General features: G+C 74.7%; 11 protein-coding genes. 8 read left to right on the top strand and 3 right to left on the bottom strand.

Features of this window, described 5'->3' with window-relative positions; all coding sequences use genetic code 11:
• Positions 1–1,470: DUF4132 domain-containing protein (locus E1291_RS29255; protein WP_131741305.1), on the top strand; the 1,470-nt coding region annotated here is incomplete at its 5' end.
• 257 nt (positions 1,471–1,727) lie between these two features.
• Here the strand turns inward: E1291_RS29255 and E1291_RS29250 are convergent.
• The 3 genes from E1291_RS29250 to E1291_RS29240 form a co-directional block, all read right to left on the bottom strand.
• Positions 1,728–2,846, bottom strand: coding sequence for a cystathionine gamma-lyase (locus E1291_RS29250; protein ID WP_131741304.1), 1,119 nt, complete (start codon positions 2,844–2,846; stop codon positions 1,728–1,730).
• Positions 2,847–2,964: 118 nt separating this feature from the next.
• Positions 2,965–3,222: a hypothetical protein gene (locus E1291_RS29245; RefSeq protein ID WP_131741303.1), complete on the bottom strand. Its 258-nt coding sequence runs from the start codon at positions 3,220–3,222 to the stop codon at positions 2,965–2,967.
• Positions 3,223–3,338: 116 nt separating this feature from the next.
• The gene (locus tag E1291_RS29240; RefSeq protein WP_131741302.1) at positions 3,339–4,547 is read right to left on the bottom strand and encodes a helix-turn-helix domain-containing protein; all 1,209 of its coding nucleotides are present in this window, start codon (positions 4,545–4,547) and stop codon (positions 3,339–3,341) included.
• Positions 4,548–4,774: 227 nt separating this feature from the next.
• Between E1291_RS29240 and E1291_RS29235 the strand changes: the two genes are divergently transcribed.
• The 7 genes from E1291_RS29235 to E1291_RS29200 all read left to right on the top strand — a co-directional run bounded on the left by E1291_RS29235 (position 4,775) and on the right by E1291_RS29200 (position 16,241).
• Positions 4,775–5,353, top strand: coding sequence for an RNA polymerase sigma factor (locus E1291_RS29235; protein WP_242614444.1), 579 nt, complete (start codon positions 4,775–4,777; stop codon positions 5,351–5,353).
• Positions 5,346–5,606, top strand: a complete 261-nt coding sequence (locus E1291_RS29230) for a hypothetical protein (protein WP_131741301.1) — start codon at positions 5,346–5,348, stop codon at positions 5,604–5,606. Before E1291_RS29235 ends, E1291_RS29230 begins: the two co-directional genes overlap by 8 nt.
• A 134-nt stretch (positions 5,607–5,740) precedes the next feature.
• Positions 5,741–9,106: a DUF4132 domain-containing protein gene (locus E1291_RS29220; RefSeq protein WP_165495330.1), complete on the top strand. Its 3,366-nt coding sequence runs from the start codon at positions 5,741–5,743 to the stop codon at positions 9,104–9,106.
• Entirely contained in the window at positions 9,103–12,447 is a 3,345-nt protein-coding gene (locus E1291_RS29215) for a DUF4132 domain-containing protein (RefSeq protein ID WP_131741298.1), read from the top strand. The genes E1291_RS29220 and E1291_RS29215 overlap by 4 nt, the downstream gene beginning before the upstream one ends.
• A gap of 109 nt (positions 12,448–12,556) precedes the next feature.
• The gene (locus E1291_RS29210) at positions 12,557–13,288 is read left to right on the top strand and encodes an IclR family transcriptional regulator (protein ID WP_207401001.1); all 732 of its coding nucleotides are present in this window, start codon (positions 12,557–12,559) and stop codon (positions 13,286–13,288) included.
• A gap of 77 nt (positions 13,289–13,365) precedes the next feature.
• Positions 13,366–14,460: an AAA family ATPase gene (locus E1291_RS29205; RefSeq protein ID WP_131741296.1), complete on the top strand. Its 1,095-nt coding sequence runs from the start codon at positions 13,366–13,368 to the stop codon at positions 14,458–14,460.
• Positions 14,460–16,241 carry a DUF5682 family protein gene (locus tag E1291_RS29200; RefSeq protein ID WP_131741295.1) on the top strand — a complete coding sequence of 594 codons (1,782 nt, stop codon included), beginning with the start codon at positions 14,460–14,462 and terminating at the stop codon, positions 16,239–16,241. Before E1291_RS29205 ends, E1291_RS29200 begins: the two co-directional genes overlap by 1 nt.
• The last annotated feature ends 2 nt before the right edge of the window (positions 16,242–16,243 follow it).

Raw genomic sequence — 16,243 nt, 5'->3', positions numbered from 1 at the left:
CCTGCGGCCGGGCCGCCGCCGCTGCCCGCCTGGGCGGCGCCCGAATCGCTGCCGCCCGTCCCGCTGCGCGGCGGCGGCGACCTGCCCCCCGAGGCGCTGCGCAACCTCGTCCTGCTGTTCGCCATGACCAAGGCGCCCGGCGACCACCCCGGATCCGGCGAGCGGCTGGACGAGGCCGTCGCCGCCTGCGACCGCGCCGCCGTCGCCGGGCTCGCCTGGACGCTGTTCGAACGCTGGCAGGAGGCGGGCAGGCCCAGCCGGCACAACTGGGCGCTGCCGATCCTCGCGCGGGTCGGCGACGACCGGACGGCGGCGCGCCTCGCCGCCTGGATCAAGGCGTGCCCCGGATGGAAGGGATACGCCCGCGCCGTCATGGGCCTCGACGTTCTCGTGCTCATGGACGGCGACACCGTGCCGCTGCAGCTCGCCTCCATCGCCCGGACGGCGAAGTACAGGCGCGTGCGCGACAAGGCCCAGGAGATGCTCGACGCCCTGGCGCGCGCCGCGGGCCTGAGCCCGCACCAGCTCGCCGACCGCCTCGTCCCGGACCTCGGCCTGGACGACACGGGTTCGCTGACGCTCGACTACGGGCCGCGCCGCTTCACCGTCGCCTTCGACGAGCGGCTCGCCCCCCATGTCCGCGATGAGCGGGGCGGGCGGCGCGCGGCGCCGCCGGTGCCCGGCCGCCGCGACGATGCCGAGCGAGCCGCGGCGGCACGGGCCCTCTTCAGCGCGCTGAAGAGGGACGTCCGCGCCGTCGCCGCCGATCGCCGGCATCGCCTGGAGGCCGCGATGGTCGGCGGGGAGCGGTGGACGCACGCGGAGTTCACCGCCCACTTCGCCGTCCACCCCCTGGTCCGGCACATCGCCCGGCGGGTCGTGTGGCTGGCCGACTCCCCGGCCGGGACGGCGACGTTCCGCCTCGCCGAGGACGGCACGTACGCCGACACGCACGACGACGCGTTCACGCTCGTCCCGGAGGCGTCGGTGGGAGTGGTGCACCCGGTCCATCTCGGCGCGGACCTGGCGTCCTGGGCGGAGATCTTCGCCGACTACGAGATCCTGCAGCCCTTCCCGCAGCTCGGACGGCCCGTCCACGCGCTGTCGGAGGACGAGCGCGCGGCCGGCCGGCTGAAGCGCTTCGAGGGCCTGACCGTCCCGTTCGGGGCGGTGATGGCGCTGACCCGGCGCGACTGGGTCCCCGGCCCCGCCGGCGACGGCATGATGCGGCGCACCCTCGTCCGCTCCGCCGGCGCGGACCGGCACGTCGTGATCGACCTTGATCCGGGCATCGAGGTCGGCAGGCCGGAGGACTTCCCGGCGCAACGGCTCACCGGGGTCCGCCTCAGCGCCGCCGCCGTGCAAGGCGGGGAGCCCGGCGGCGGGCCCGGTCTCACGTTCGGCGAGCTGGATCCCGTCACCGTCTCCGAGGTGATCACCGAGCTGCTCACCCTGGCGGCCTCGGACTGATCTGTACCTCTGATCTGTGCTGCTGACCTGTGCCGCCTACCGGAATCGGGAACTGCCGACGGGACCGGGGGAGCGGGCGGGGTCGCGGGGGCCGGTGAGCCAGTGGCGGCGTGCGCGCGCGCCAGCGTCCGGGCGAGCTTGTCGCGGGCGGGCAGCCACCGCTCGTCCTCAGGGGCGCGCAGCCGCGCGGCCTCGTCCGCGCCCGGTTCAGGTCCCCGGCGACGAGCGTGTTGTAGGCGAGCCGGAACACCCGTGGTTCACCGGGTTTTCCGCGCCGTCTCCAGGGCGCGCAGGACGTCCGTGACGAGATCGCCGGTGTCCTCGATCCCGGCGGAGAACCGCACGAATCCCGGCGGCACCGCGTCGCCGCCCCACCGTCCCCGCCGCTCCGCCGAGCTGTGCACGCCGCCGAAGCTGGTCGCCTGCGTGACCAGCCGCAGCGCGCCGAGGAACCGCTCGGCGAACGCCTCGTCCGGCAGCGTGAACGACACGACGCACCCGAACCTGGTCATCTGCCGCGCGGCCGTCGCGTGCGCGGGATCGTCCGGCAGGCCCGGATGGCGCAGTCCCGCGACCTCGGGCCGCTCCCGCAGCGCGCGGGCGAGGGCCAGCGCGTTGGCCGCCTGCCGGTCGAGCCGCAGTTGCAGGGTCGCGAGCGAGCGGTGCGCCAGCCACGCCTCCATCGGCCCGGGGATCGCGCCGACCGTCTTGCGCCACAGCCGCACGTCCTCCGCGAGCTCCGCGTCGCGCGTGGCGACGTGGCCGAGCAGCAGGTCGCCGTGCCCTGTCAGCGCCTTGGTGTCACTGGCGACGGAGAAGTCGGCGCCGAGGTCCAGGGGCCGCTGCCCGAGCGGCGTGGCCAGGGTGTTGTCCACCGCGACGAGCGCGCCCGCCGCGTGCGCCGCGTCCGCGATGCGCCGGATGTCGCAGACGTCTAGGTTCGGGTTGGACGGCGTCTCCAGCCACACCAGCCGGGCCCCGTCCAGCAGGCCGAGCTGCGCGTCCCCGGCCGTCGGCCCCATCCGCACCCGCGCCCCGTACGACTCCAGCCGCTCGCGCAGCATCCGCGTCGCCATGTAGCAGTCGTCCGGCATCACCACCACGTCCCCGGCCTTCACCTGGGAGAGGAGCACCGCCGACACGGCCGCCATCCCGGACGCGAACACCGTCGTCTCGGCGCCGCCCTCCAACTCGCCGATCGCCTGCTCCAGCAGCGTCCACGTCGGGTTCGCGTCCCGCCCGTAGGTGTACGGCCCCGCCGCCTCTCCGGGCAGGTGGTAGTACGCCGCGAACACCGGTCCCGGCAGCGGCGGCGCGTACCGCTCCGCCTCGGGCCGTCCCGCCCCGACCGCCAGCGTCCCGTCCCCGATCTCCACACCCGTCCCTTTCCGGCCGACCGGACACCATCGTCCCGCACCGCCCTCACCTGCGTGAACGCGCCCCGACCCAAGACCGCCAATCCCTATGTCACCCGGCCCCCGCACTGGTCGGCGTTCACCAGGCCGCCCAGACGACGGTGTCGGGCCCCTTCAACGCCCGTGCGACCTCGCCCCGGTCGAGGTACATGGTCTGGCCGCTGGGGCTCAGCTCGACCTTCCGTACGACGCCCCGGGTGCCGAACGGCGCGTCCCGCAACGCCGCGTCGACCTGGCGCACCGCCTCGCCGCAGTCGTCCGTCACCCCGCCCGCCCCGGCGCCGTCCCTGCCCTTCACGTCCCACGAGTAGAGCGGCGCGCACGGGTGGTGGGCCATGGGATGTCCTCCATGCTTCGTCTCACGTCTCGTGATGAGACGAGCACGTTAGGTACTGGCGCCGACCTGGGGTTTCGTGGAAGAAACCCTCCGCGCGAAACGCGCGGGGCTCCGCTCTATTGCAGGTTCATCCGCCACGCCAGACCGCGTAGATCGCGGCTCGTGGCGCGGTTGTGGAGGTCGGCGACGAGGTCACGGACGATCGGGCTCTTGTGAACGTGCGCCGCTTCCAGCTTCTCGGCTCGGCGGAGTTCCCGCACCGCCTCGGTCGTCCGGCCGAGCATCGCGTAAGCACGGCCCATTTCGATGGCGAGCGCTGCCTTACGTCCATGTGTAGGCAAGGCGGCGAAGTCGACGCGCTCGGCGGTGCGCAGGGCGGTCTCCGGCTCGCCCGACTCCACGGCGAGCATGGCGCGCCAAACGCCCACGTTCGCCCGCCCGAAGCTCTGCCAGCCGTCGCCCGGAGAGGACGGGGGCTGCTCCCCGAGGCGCTCGGCGATCCGTTCCGCCTCTTCGACATGCCGGTCCGCGCCGCGGAGGTCGCCCTCGATCTGGCTGGCGAGAGCAGCCGACAGCTGGAGCATCCCGTAGACCTCGTGGGCCTTCCGGTCGTCGCCGAGGTGCGGTTCCAGCAGGCCCGCGCTCCGCTGGGCCTCACGCAGGGAGCGTGCCAGCGCGGCGGAGGGACGGGCGTGTGCGCGAGCGAAGGTCGAAGCCCCGATCAACACGGCGTCGTCGAGCAGGCGGGCCGCCTGGGCCGCCCGGTCGGCGGCGATCCATGCCAGGTCGACCTGACCGAGATGACGGAGGACGAACGTCGCCGAGGTGCACATCTCCACGAGCAGGCCCAAAGCTGTGGTCCTGGTGAGTTCGTCGCCCCGGGCCGCGTGGACGTGCAGCTCGGCGAGCACGGGAGGCAGCGACAGGGCCAGCGCCGCGTAATCGGACGCCTTGCGGGCGCGGTGGATCGGGCCGTCCGCCAGATCAGCTAGGACGGGCAGGGCACGGGCGGGGAGGTCGAGGGGGTCGTCGAGGGTGGAGTCCAGGAGGACCTCGCGGAGGCGGACTATGTCGCCGTAGGCGCGGTTCTCCGGGCGGACGACGGGGGCGGGTTCGCCGAGGAGGTCGGTGGCGGAGACGCCGAGGGCCTCGGCGAGGGCGCGAATGTCGGTGCGGCGTTCCAGGCGCAGGTGGCCGTTCTCGACACGGGAGAGCCAGCCCTTGCTGCGTCCGATGAGTCCGCCGAGGACGTCCAGGGACATTCCGCGGTACAGGCGGGCGGCACGGATGTTCGCGCCGATGCGCCGTGGGTCGTCAGCGGGCATGCAGGTCCTCCGATCCGCGTGTCCCCCCGCCGTGCCACGGTACGCCGCCGGAGGACGGTCGTTGGGGAACCTGAATCCTTTGGTGGAGATGGGACCTCTTATGCGTGTTCCGGGGATTTCGCCGGTCATTGAGGAGGTTGTCATGATGGTCGCCGTCGTGGTCGTCGGCTTGGCCGCGGCCGTGTGCGCGTGCAGCGTCACGGTGATACGGAGGAGGAGGCGGGCCCGTGGTTGACGTGCCCGTGGTCGAGACGTGGCCGGGGGAGCGCCTGGTCGCCGGGGCCCGGCGCGGGGACGCCGAGTCGATCACCGCGCTGCTGTCGGGCTCGCATCCGCACGTCCGCCGGTTCGCGCACGCGCTGTGCGCCACCCCGCAGGACGCCGAGGACGCCGCGCAGGAGGCGCTGATCGTCCTGTACCGCAAGATCGGAACGCTGCGCGCGTCGGCGGCACTGGCGTCGTGGATGTTCCGCGTCGTCCGCAACGAATGCCTGCGCCGGGCGCGGCTGACGCTGCGGCAGCGGGACCTGCCCGGCGCGGCGCCCGCCGCTCCGGCCGCCGCGCCGCCCGTCGTGTCGCCGGTGGAGGAGGACGTGCTGCGCCGCCTGGACGCCGAGCGGGTGGCGGCGGCGATCGCCGCGCTGCCCGCCGACCAGCGGTCCGTGCTGATCATGCGGGACGTGCAGGGGTACTCCGGGCGGATGACGGCCGGGGCGCTCGGGCTGAGCGTGGCCGCGATGAAGTCGCGGCTGCACCGGGCGCGCGCGGCCGTCCACGCGGAGCTGAAGGGGGGACTCGATGGCTGAGGAGGACTTCGCGAGCGCGTCGCTGACCCGGCACCTGGCCCGGGGAGCGGCCGGGTTCGGCGCGCTGGCGGGCGCGGTGGCGCTGCCGCCGGTCGCCGGGCCGGCCGCGCTGCTCCTCGCGCCGGTCGCGCTCGTGGCGCTGCGAGGCTGCCCGACCTGCTGGTTCGTCGGGTTGCTGCAGACCATTTCGCGGGGACGGCTGGAACGCTCGTGCCGGGACGGACGGTGCGAGGTCCGGCGCGCCCGACCCTGAACGTTCCCGACCGTGCCCGGCCCGCCGTCCGGGAGCCGGGGTGCTTCCGGGCGGCGGAGCGCGCCTCCCTTTTCGGACGTCGCTCGCTCGGTTTTCAGGCACTTTGTCAGGTCCCTGTTCTACGGTGTGGCGTCATGAGCGATCAGTTCCCCCCGCCGCCCCCCGACGACGAGGCCGCCGAGGCCGTGGTCAGCGAAGATGTCGTGACGTTCCCCGACGCGTGGGCCAAGCCGTTGCACGTGCGGCGCGGCGGGACGCCCGGTCCCGCCGTCGCGGCGGACCCGTCGGCGCCGAGGGACGCGCGCGGGCTCATCGAGGAGAGCGGCGCCGCCGAGGTGTTACTGCTCGGCAGGGCCGGGGCGCCGGAGCTGGCCGAGGCCGCCCGGCGGTACGTGGACGGCGAGGCCGACCCGGCCGGGGCGGCGGCGGTCGCGGCGGCGACCCTGCTGAGCTCGACGTCCAGGGGCCGTGACGGCGCGCAGCGCGTCTTCGCCGACGCCTGGGTCATCGAGCACGGTCTCCCCTTCGCGGCCTGCGCCCTGGTGGAGCTCAGCCGGACCAAGGGCGTCCGGCTCGGTGGCGGCCCCTGGGTGGGCACGTGGGTCGGCGCGGAGCACCGAGGGGAGAAGGAGGCCCTCGGCGTGGGACAGGACGTGGCGCGCCGCGTCCGGGCGCTGCTGGCCGCAGCCGACGACGCGGAGTACGCCGAGGCGGTCGCGCGTCTCGCCGCGCACCGGCCGACCTGGAAGACCCGGTGGCTCGTGTCCTACCTGGTGCCGACGCGGCAGGACTGGGTGGACGAGCTGTGCGAGGAGGGCTCCGCGACGGGCACGGCGCTGGGCCTGCGCTGGCTCGTGCTGTACTCGCTCGGCAAGGCGGAGCAGTTCACCAAGCCTTTCCCCGGACGGCACCTGTACTGGCAGGAGGCGTCCCGTGGGCTGTTGGCCACGATCGTGGACGGCCTGGGAACGGACGCGCTGCCGTTCCTGCTGCACAACGCCGACGACCGGCGGCTCGACTCGGGGGACCGCAAGCTCGTCTTCGAGACGATCGCGCTGCTGCCCTCGGACGAGGCGTTCCAGGCGATCCTGGACCGGCTCGACGTCAAGCACGCCCGGCCCGCGCTGCTGGCGGCGATGAAGCGGTTCCCGGTCCGGGCGCTGCGGCTGCTGGCGTCCGCCGCCTCCCCGGCGGCCGGGTCGCTGCTGGAGGACCATGTCCGGGCCCACGGGACGGTCGTCGCGGCGGCCCTGCCCGCACTGCCGGACGACGCGCGCGCGGTGGTCGAGGAGGTCGTGGCCTCGTCCGCGGCGGTTCCGGACGCGCCGCCGGACGCGGTCCCGGCGGTGCTGGTCAGCCCGCCGTGGGAGCAGCCGCCCGTCAAGCCGGTCGTGCCCGGCCTGGAGCCGCCCGCCGAGCGGCGGCTCGGCTGGGCGGACGGCGAGCGGGAGGCGTGGCTCGCCACGGACGTGAGCCGCTGCGCGCCGAGGCCGGACGCCCCCGACTGGGAGGCGCTGGCCGAGCAGTACCGGGAACGTTCCCTGCGCGATCCCAGTCCGGTGGCGGTCCTCGTCCACGGACCGGAGGACCTGGTCCGGCCGTTCCTGGAGAAGCCCTGGATCGCCTACACGCGGGACCGCCAGGACTGGATGAGGGTCCTCGTCGCCCGGTACGAGTGGGACGTCTTCAACCTGGCCAAGCAGTTCGCCCACAACGAGAACTCGGCCTGCGGGTTCCTCCTGCTGCCGTTCGTCGACGCCGAGGTCGCCCTGCTGATGGCCGACTGGCTGGCGCGGAACGGGACGGGCGTCGCGACGGCGCGGGCCTGGTTCGACCGGTACGGCCTGGACACGGTGCCCTACCTCGTCCCGGCGGCGCTGGGCAGGGAGACCAAGCCGCGCCGCGCCGCCGAGTACGCGCTGCGCAGGCTGAGCGCCCTGCACGGCGTGGACGCGGTCGTCGCCGCGGTGCCCGAGGGGGCGCCCGGGGGGCCGCCGGAGGGGGCGGCGGCGCTGGCCGAGGTGCTCACCGCGCATCCGTCGCGGACGGGCCTGGTCAAGCGGCCCGAGATCGGCGACTGGGTCGATCCGGCGATCCTGCCGCAGGTGCTGCTGCGCGGCGGCGGGCGGGCCCTGCCGGCCTCGGCGGCCTGGAACCTGATCGAGCTGCTGGCACTGCCGTTCCCGCACGGCATGGAGGACGTCCGGCGGGCGTGCGAGCCGGAGTCGGTGGCGGAGTTCGGCTGGGCGCTGTTCCGGCGATGGCAGGAGAACGGCCGGCCGTCCAAGGACTCCTGGGCGCTGGCGCAGCTCGGCTGGAGCGGCGACGACGAGACCGTCCGGCGGCTGACGCCGGTCATCCGCGCGTGGCCGGGCGAGAGCGCCCACCGGTACGCGGTCCGGGGGCTGGACGTCCTCGCCGACATCGGCTCGGACGTGGCGCTGATGCACCTGCACGGCATCGCGCAGAAGGTGAAGTTCAAGGGCCTGCGGACCCGCGCCGAGGAGAAGATCGAGGAGGTGGCGCGGCGGCTGGGGCTGAGCACCGAGCGGCTGGCCGACCGGCTGGTCCCGACGTTCGGCCTGGACGCCGGCGGCTCGATGGTCTTCGACTACGGTCCGCGCCGCTTCGTCGTGGGGTTCGACGAGCAGCTGAGACCGGTCATCTCCGACGAGGACGGCAAGGTGCGCAAATCCCTGCCGAAGCCCGGCGTCAAGGACGATCCGGAGCGCGCCCCGGTGGCGTACAAGGCGTTCGCGGCCTTGAAGAAGGACGTCCGGACGGTGGCGGCCGACCAGCTGCTGCGCCTGGAGCGGGCCATGGTCACCGGCCGCCGCTGGACGTCCGCCGAGTTCCGCGACTTCGTCGTCGACCACGCGCTGACCCGGCATCTGGGCAAGCGCCTGGTCTGGGTCGCCGAGGACGGCGCGACGACGTCGAGCTTCCGCATCGCCGAGGACGGCACCCTGGCCGACGCCGAGGACGACCCGTTCACGCTCCCCGGATCGGCGGAGGTCGGCATCGCCCACCCGGTCGTGCTGGGGGACGAGCTCGCCCGCTGGTCGGAGGTCTTCGCCGACTACGAGATCCTGCAGCCGTTCCCGCAGCTCGGCCGGACCGTCCACGCCCTCACCGAGGAGGAGCGCGCCAGTGGCCGCCTCGAACGGTTCGAGGGGCTCAAGGTCCCGTTCGGCAAGGTGCTCGGCCTGGTACGGCTCGGCTGGGAGCGCGGCACGCCGCAGGACGCGGGCGGGGAACGGTGGATCTCCCGCCGGGTGGGGCCCGCGCGATACGTTGTGATCGATCTCTGTCCGGGCATCTCGGTCGGAGCGGTGGACGCCACCGGCGACCACCAGACCCTGGAACACGTGTGGCTCGCGTCGGTCCCCGGCGACTTCTGGCCGTCCAAGGGCACCCCGCACCGGTTCGGGGAGCTGGACCCGGTCACCGCGTCCGAGATCCTCGCCGACCTCACCACGCTCGCGGAGGCCGCGCAATGACCACCTCGCAGGCCGCCGGGCCCCTCCCCGGCGAGGACGTCCTGACGATCCCCGATTCCTGGCGCAGGCACCTGCACCCGCGCCGCGGCGGCACGCCCGCCCCCGCGGTCAAGACCGGTCCCGCTTCGGTGAAGGCGATGCGCGGCCTCCTCGACCGGGCCGGCGGCGCGATCACGGCGCTGACCGCCGGGGAGGTCGGCAACCCCTCGCTCGCCGCGGCGGCCCGCCGTCACCTGGACGGCTCCGCCGACCCCGCCGGCGCCGCCGCGCTGGCGGCCGTCACCGCCTCGTGCCTGGAGTCCCCGCGGCCCCCGGCGGTGCACCGCGCGTTCGTCGACGCGTGGGCCGCCGAGCACGGTGCCGTGTTCGCCGCGTGCGCCGTGATGGAACTGTCCCGGACGGGCACGGTCAGCGTCCGGCGCAAGGGCGGCCCCTGGGGCGGCAGATGGATCGGGGCCGTGCTTCGCACCGACCGCGACGGTACCGAACCCGACACGTTCCGGCGGGTGCGGGCGCTGCTGGCCGCCGCCGATGACGACGTGTACGCCGACGCCGCCGAGCGCCTCGCCGGCTACCGGAACAGCCCGACGGCCCGGTGGTTCGTGTCCTATTTGCTGCCCACCCGGCGCGACTGGCTGCTGAGGTGCCTCGCCTCGAAGGCCGAGCTGGAGGGTTACCTGCGCTGGCTGAAGCTGTGCGCGGTGGACGAGGCCGCCCAGCTCGGAAGCCCGCCGCCGTGGCTTAACGTGGAGGAGCGGACGCGCGGCGTGCTGGTCACGATGGTGGAGAGCATGGGCACCGACCTCCTGCCCCTCCTCGTGTTGAACCTCGACCAGTGCAGAGGGGACTGGGACAAGGAGCTCTTCCTCGAGACGATCGCCATCCTGCCCTCGGACGAGGCGTTCCAGGTGCTCGTCGACCGGATCGACGACAGGGACACTCGCGTGGCGCTGGCCGCCGCGGCGGCCCGCTTCCCGGTCCGCGCCGTGCGGCTGCTCGCCCAGGCCTCCTCGCGGCACGCCGCCTCCCCGCACGCCGCCGCGCTCCTGGAGGAGCACGTCCGCATCGCCGGTGAGACGGTCACGGCGGCGCTGCCCGGCCTGCCGGACGACGTCCGCGCGGCCGTCGAGTCGATCCTCGCGGCGTCCGTCCGGGTGCCGGACGCGTCCGCGGACGCGGTCCCGGCCGTCCTGGCCGAGCCGCCGTGGGAACGGCCGCGCCGCCCCGTCCGCACCGGCCTGAGGCCGCCCGCCGCGCGGCTCGCCTGGCTGGACGGCGAGCGGGACGAGTGGCTCACCCTGGAGACGCCGCAGGTCAAGGAGCCGCCGGCCGATCCCGACTGGGGGGCCTTCGCCGACGGGCTCCGCAACGGAGGCCCCATCTATGAGGGTCTCACTCTCGTGGTGCACGGCCCGGAGTCCGTCGTCCGGCCGCTCCTGTCCACCTGGACGCCCTACTCTCGGCCGGACACCTACCAGTGGATGAGGCGCACCATCGCCCGCTACGGGCTCGACACCCTGGCACCCGCTCTGCGGCTGGCGAAGAACGATCCCATACGCGGTGAGAGCCTCAAGGCGTTCCTGGACGCGGACGTCGCGCTGCTCATGGCCGACTGGCTGGCCCGCAACACCAAGACGGCACACATCGCCCGGTGGTGGTTCTCCCGCCACGGCACCGCCGCCGTCCCCTACCTCGTCCCGGTGGCGCTCGGCAAGGCGGGGAGACCGCAGCGCGCCGCCGAGTTCGCGCTCCGTCACCTGCACGACCGTCACCCCAAAGACGATGTCGTGGCCGCCGCCCGCGCCGAGCACGGCGACGACGCGGCGGAGGCCGTCGCCGAGCTCCTGGCGGCCGACCCGGCGGAGACCGGGCTCGTCCGGCCACCGAAGATCGGCGACTGGGCCGACCCGGCGATCCTGCCGCAGGTGCTGCTGCGCGGCGGCGAACGCGCCCTGCCCCCGGACGCGACGCGGCACCTGATCCAATTGCTGGCGCTCCCGTCCGCGTTCGGGACCGACGAGATCAGGGCGGCCCTCGACCCGGGCTCGGTCGCCGAGTTCGGCTGGGCGCTGTTCCAGAAGTGGCGGGACGTCGGCGCGCCGTCCAAGGACGGCTGGGCCCTCACCCAGCTCGGCCGCAGCGGCGACGACGCGACCGTCCGGCGGCTGACCCCGATCATCCGCGCCTGGCCCGGCGAGGGCGGCCACAAGTACGCGGTGACCGGCCTGAACGTCCTGGAGCGGATCGGCACGGACGTGGCGCTCATGCACCTGCACGGCATAGCGCAGCGCGTGCAGTTCAAGGGCCTCCAGGCGGAGGCGCAGGCGGGCATCAACGCCGTGGCGCGGAGGCTGGGGCTCAGCTCGGCGCAGCTCGCCGACCGGCTGGTCCCGGCGTTCGGCCTGGACGCCGCCGGCTCGATGGTCCTCGACTACGGTCCGCGCCGCTTCGTCGTGGGCTTCGACGAGCAGCTGAAGCCGGTCGTCTCCGACGAGGACGGCAAGCCCCGCAAAGCCCTGCCCAAGCCAGGCGCCAAGGACGATCCCGAGCTGGCCGAGGCGGCGTACGCGGCGTTCACCGCTTTGAAGAAGGACGTCCGGACGGTCGCGTCCGGCCAGCTCCTGCGTCTGGAGGCGGCCATGACCACCGGCCGCCGCTGGACGACCGCGGAGTTCCGCGACTTCATCGTCGGCCATCCGCTCGTCTCGCATCTGGCCAGGCGCCTGGTCTGGATCGCCGAGGACGGCGGCGAACCGGTCTCCTTCCGCGTCGTCGAGGACCGCACGCCGGCCGACGCCCAGGACGACCGTTTCACGCTCCCCGAAACGGCGAAGATCGGCATCGCCCACCCGGTCATGCTGGGGGACACGCTCGCCTCATGGTCGGAGCTGTTCGCCGACTACGAGATCCTGCAGCCGTTCCCGCAGCTCGGCCGGACCGTCCACACGCTCACCGACGAGGAGCGCGAGGGGGACCGCCTGAAGCGGTTCGAGGGGCTCAAGGTCCCGTTCGGCGGCGTCCTCGGGCTGACCCGGCGCGGCTGGGACCGCGGCGCGCCCCAGGGCGGCGGCAACGAGATGTGGATCTCCCGGCGCGTCGCCCGCGACCGGTACGTCGTGATCGGGCTGGACCCGGGCCTCCCGGCCGCCGAGGTCGGCGCGAACGGCGACCACCAGACCTTGGAGCACGTCTGGATCGCCGAGAAGCCGACGGAGTTCCTCTGGCGGCCCAAGGAGACCGGGAACGACGAGCGGCCGCCGCGCATGGGCGAGCTCGACCCGGTCACAGCGTCCGAGATCCTCGCCGACCTGACCGCGGTCGCCGCCACGGCCGTCCCCTGAGGGGACCCGGCCGCGCCCCGGATCGGTCCGCTCAGCGGACCGATCCGGCCCGCGGCCGTTCATGATCCGTACGATCACGCGTGGGCGGCTCATCGCGGGGAGGTCGGCTGTGGCGGGTGAACAGCGAACGGGTGCCGGCGGGCGCGGCGTGCTGGAGGGCGCGTTCGCGGTGCTGGAGGAGCTGGAGCGAGGCGGAGAGGCGGGGCTGACCAAGGTGGCGGCGGGCGCCGGGCTGCCCAAGGCGACGACGCACCGGCTGCTGGAGCAGCTGGTGGCGCTGGACGCGGTGCAGCGGCGGGACGGTCGCTACCGGGTGGGGCCGCGGCTCTTCAGGGTGGGGCAGGCATGGCAGCCCGCGCGGACGCTCCGCGCCGCCGCCTGGCATCCGCTGCGCCAGTTCGCCGCCGCCGCGCCGGGGGCCAGCGTGAGCCTGATGGTGCCCGACGACGCGGGCACCCTGGTCGTCGGCGGGATACGCGGCGAGGCGGACGAGGTCTTCGACCTGCGCCCCGGCGTCGTGCTGCCCCCGGGGACCGCGGCGGGCATGGTCCTCGCCGCCGGCGCCGCGGACACGGCACCGCCGGCCGGGGCGTCCGCCGGGGAGTGGGCCCGGTCGGTGACCGAGGCCCGGCGGCAGGGCGCCGCCTTCGTCCACGAGACGGTGGTGGAGTCGGTGTCGTGCGTGGCGGCGCCGGTACGCGCCCGATCGGGCCAGGTCGTCGGCGCCGTGGGCGTGGTGGTGCTGGACGGCCGCCGCCTGACCCGGCTCGCCGACACGGTGAAGGGCGTCGCCGCCCTGGTGAGTACGAGACTGGCCCGCCTCCCACAGGGAAACCGGTAGCCCCGGCGGTCCACCGCCTGTCGGAGGGGGTCACTACGCTGATCACCTCCAGGGCCCCGAACACGGGAAAAGGAACGATGACCGAGGACACCACCGGCTATCAGCGGCCCCCCGCCGAGGTCAGGTTCGCCGCCGAGCTCGAACGGCTGCGCGAGGACGACACCGGGCCGCGGCCACCCGGGTGGGCACTGAGCCTGCGGGCGGCCCGGACGTTCATCGTCGGCGACGAGGCGCGCGGCGTGACCCGCAAGTTCGTCGGGGACACCTCCCTCATCGACCGGGCGCTGGTCACGCTGGCGACGAGCCGCGGGCTGATGCTCGTCGGGGAGCCGGGCACGGCCAAGTCGCTGCTGTCGGAACTGATCGCCGCGGCGGTGAGCGGAACGTCCACGCTGACCATCCAGGGCGGCGCGGCCACCACCGAGGACCAGATCAAGTACTCGTGGAACTACGCGCTGCTCGTGGCGGAGGGGCCGTCCACCCGGTCGCTGGTCCCGGCGCCGCTGCTCACCGGGATGGCCGAGGGGCGGCTGGTCCGCTTCGAGGAGATCACCCGCTGCCCGCTGGAGGTCCAGGACTCGCTGCTGTCACCGCTGTCGGACCGCGTGCTCGCCGTCCCCGAGCTGACCGGGCCGGACGCCATGGTGTTCGCGCGGGACGGGTTCAACGTCATCGCGACCGCGAACACCCGCGACCGGGGCGTCAACGAGATGAGCGCGGCGCTCAAGCGGCGGTTCAACTTCGAGACCGTGTTCCCGATCGCCGACTTCGACACCGAGCTGGGCCTGGTGGAGGCCGAGGCGGCGCGGCTGCTGGAGCACAGCGGCGTCGGCGTGGCGCCGCGGCGGGACGTGCTGGAGGTGCTGGTCACGACCTTCCGGGAGCTGCGCGACGCCACGACTGAGGAGGGCCGGACGATGGACCGGCTGTCGGCGGTGATGAGCACCGCCGAGGCCGTCTCGGTCGCGCACGCCGTCGGCGTCCGGGGCTGGTTCCTGCGCGGTGAGGCCGGCGGCGCCGCCGACATCGTGGAGTGCCTCGCCGGGACGGCCGCCAAGGACAGCCCCGATGACCTGGCCCGCCTGCGGCGCTACCTGGAGCAGCAGGCGTCCCGGCGCGACGGCGAGCAGTGGAGGGCCCTGCACGCCGCCCGGCACCTGCTGCCCGGCTGATGGCCGTCACGTTCCTCGGGGTCCGCCACCACAGCCCGGCGTGCGCCCGGCTCGTCCGCGCGACCATCGAGCGGCTCCGGCCCGCGTACGTGCTGATCGAGGGCCCGGCCGACTTCGGCGCGCGGCTGGGGGAGCTGCTGCTCGGCCACGCCCCGCCCGTCGCGATCTTCAGCTACCACCGGGACGACGAGCGGGTGCGCGCGTCGTGGTCGCCGTTCTGCGCCTACTCCCCGGAATGGGTGGCGCTCGACGCGGGACGGGCGGCGGGCGCCGAGCTCCGGTTCATCGACCTGCCCGCCTGGCATCCCGCGTTCGGCGGGCTCCGCAACCGGTACGCCGACGCCGAGCGCCGCTACGCGCGCGCCACCGAGCGGCTGTGCCGGACGTTCGAGGTCGACAACACCGACGTCCTCTGGGACCACCTGTTCGAGATCGACGGCCCCGTGCCGGATGACGCTGTGCCGGATGACGCTGGGCCGGGTAACACGGTGCTGGATAACACTGGGCAGGAAGGCGGGGGGCTCGCGGCGCGGCTGGACGCCTACTTCGACCTGGTGCGGGGCGAGGCGGAGGCCGGGCCGTCGGACACCGCCCGCGAGGAGTACATGGCGGCGTGGGTGCGAGCCGCCGAGGACGCCGCCGGTGACCGTCCCGTCGTGGTCGTGACGGGCGGCTTCCACACTCCGGCGCTGAAGGCGCTCGCCGCCCGGGGCGGGACGGGCTGGCCCGAGGTCCCCGAGCCGCCGGAGGGTTCGACGGGCGGCAGCTTCCTCGTCCCGTACTCGTTCCGGAGGCTGGACGCCTTCAGCGGCTACCAGTCGGGGATGCCGTCGCCGGAGTACTACCAGCGGCTGTGGGAGGACGGCCCGGACCACGCCGCCGCGGCGCTCACCGAGACGGTCGTGAGGCGGCTGCGCGAGCGGCGGCAGGTCGTCTCCACCGCCGACCTGATCGCCGCGCGGACCCTCACCGAGGGGCTGACGCGGCTGCGCGGGCACCGCTCCCCGGCGCGCACGGACCTGCTGGACGGCCTGGTCGCCGCGCTCGTCACCGACGACCTCGACCAGCGGCTGCCGTGGACCGTGCGCGGCACGCCGGCCCCCGGCGCGCACCCCGCCGTCGCCGAGATGGTCGCGGCGCTCGGCGGCGACCGCGTCGGGCGGCTGCACCCGGACACGCCCGCGCCGCCGCTCGTCCACGCCGCGAACGCGGAACTGGAACGGCTCGGGCTCGACCGCGGCGGCGAAATGCGGCTGCGGCTGTCCGGCGCGGACGACCTGGCGCGCAGCCGCGCCCTGCACCGGCTGCGGGTGCTGCGGATCCCCGGGTTCACGCGGCTGGCGGGGCCCGAGACGGGCGCCGACCCGGTGCTGGAGGAGCGCTGGGAACTGGATCCGCCCGACGCGGACGGCGGCCGGCTGCCCGCCCTGATCGAGGCGGGCGCCTACGGGCCGACCCCGCGGGACGCGGCCGCCGCCGTGCTGGAGGAGCGCACGGCCGCCGAGGGGACCGGCATGGGACCGCTGGCCGAGGCGCTGTTCGACGCGGCGCTGTGCGGCTGCGCGGGCCAGTCCGACCGGATCGCCGAGACGATCGCGGCGGGGATCGCCGGCAGCGGCGACGTGCCCGCGCTCGGTCTCGCGCTCGACACCGTCCTCGGGCTGTGGCGGCACGACCGGGTCCTCGGGACGGCGCGCGGGTCGGCGAGTTCCAGAGTGGCCCACTCCGGCGCGGGCACCGGCTCGGCCAGGCCGTTCAGCGGGTTGTTCGGGTTGAGGTAGCG

It is taken from the genome of Actinomadura roseirufa (genome assembly GCF_900659635.1).
In the GTDB taxonomy this organism is placed as follows: domain Bacteria; phylum Actinomycetota; class Actinomycetes; order Streptosporangiales; family Streptosporangiaceae; genus Spirillospora; species Spirillospora roseirufa.
The sequence above is the reverse complement of the archived record's forward strand: the minus strand, read 5'-3'. Positions and strand labels throughout refer to the sequence as shown.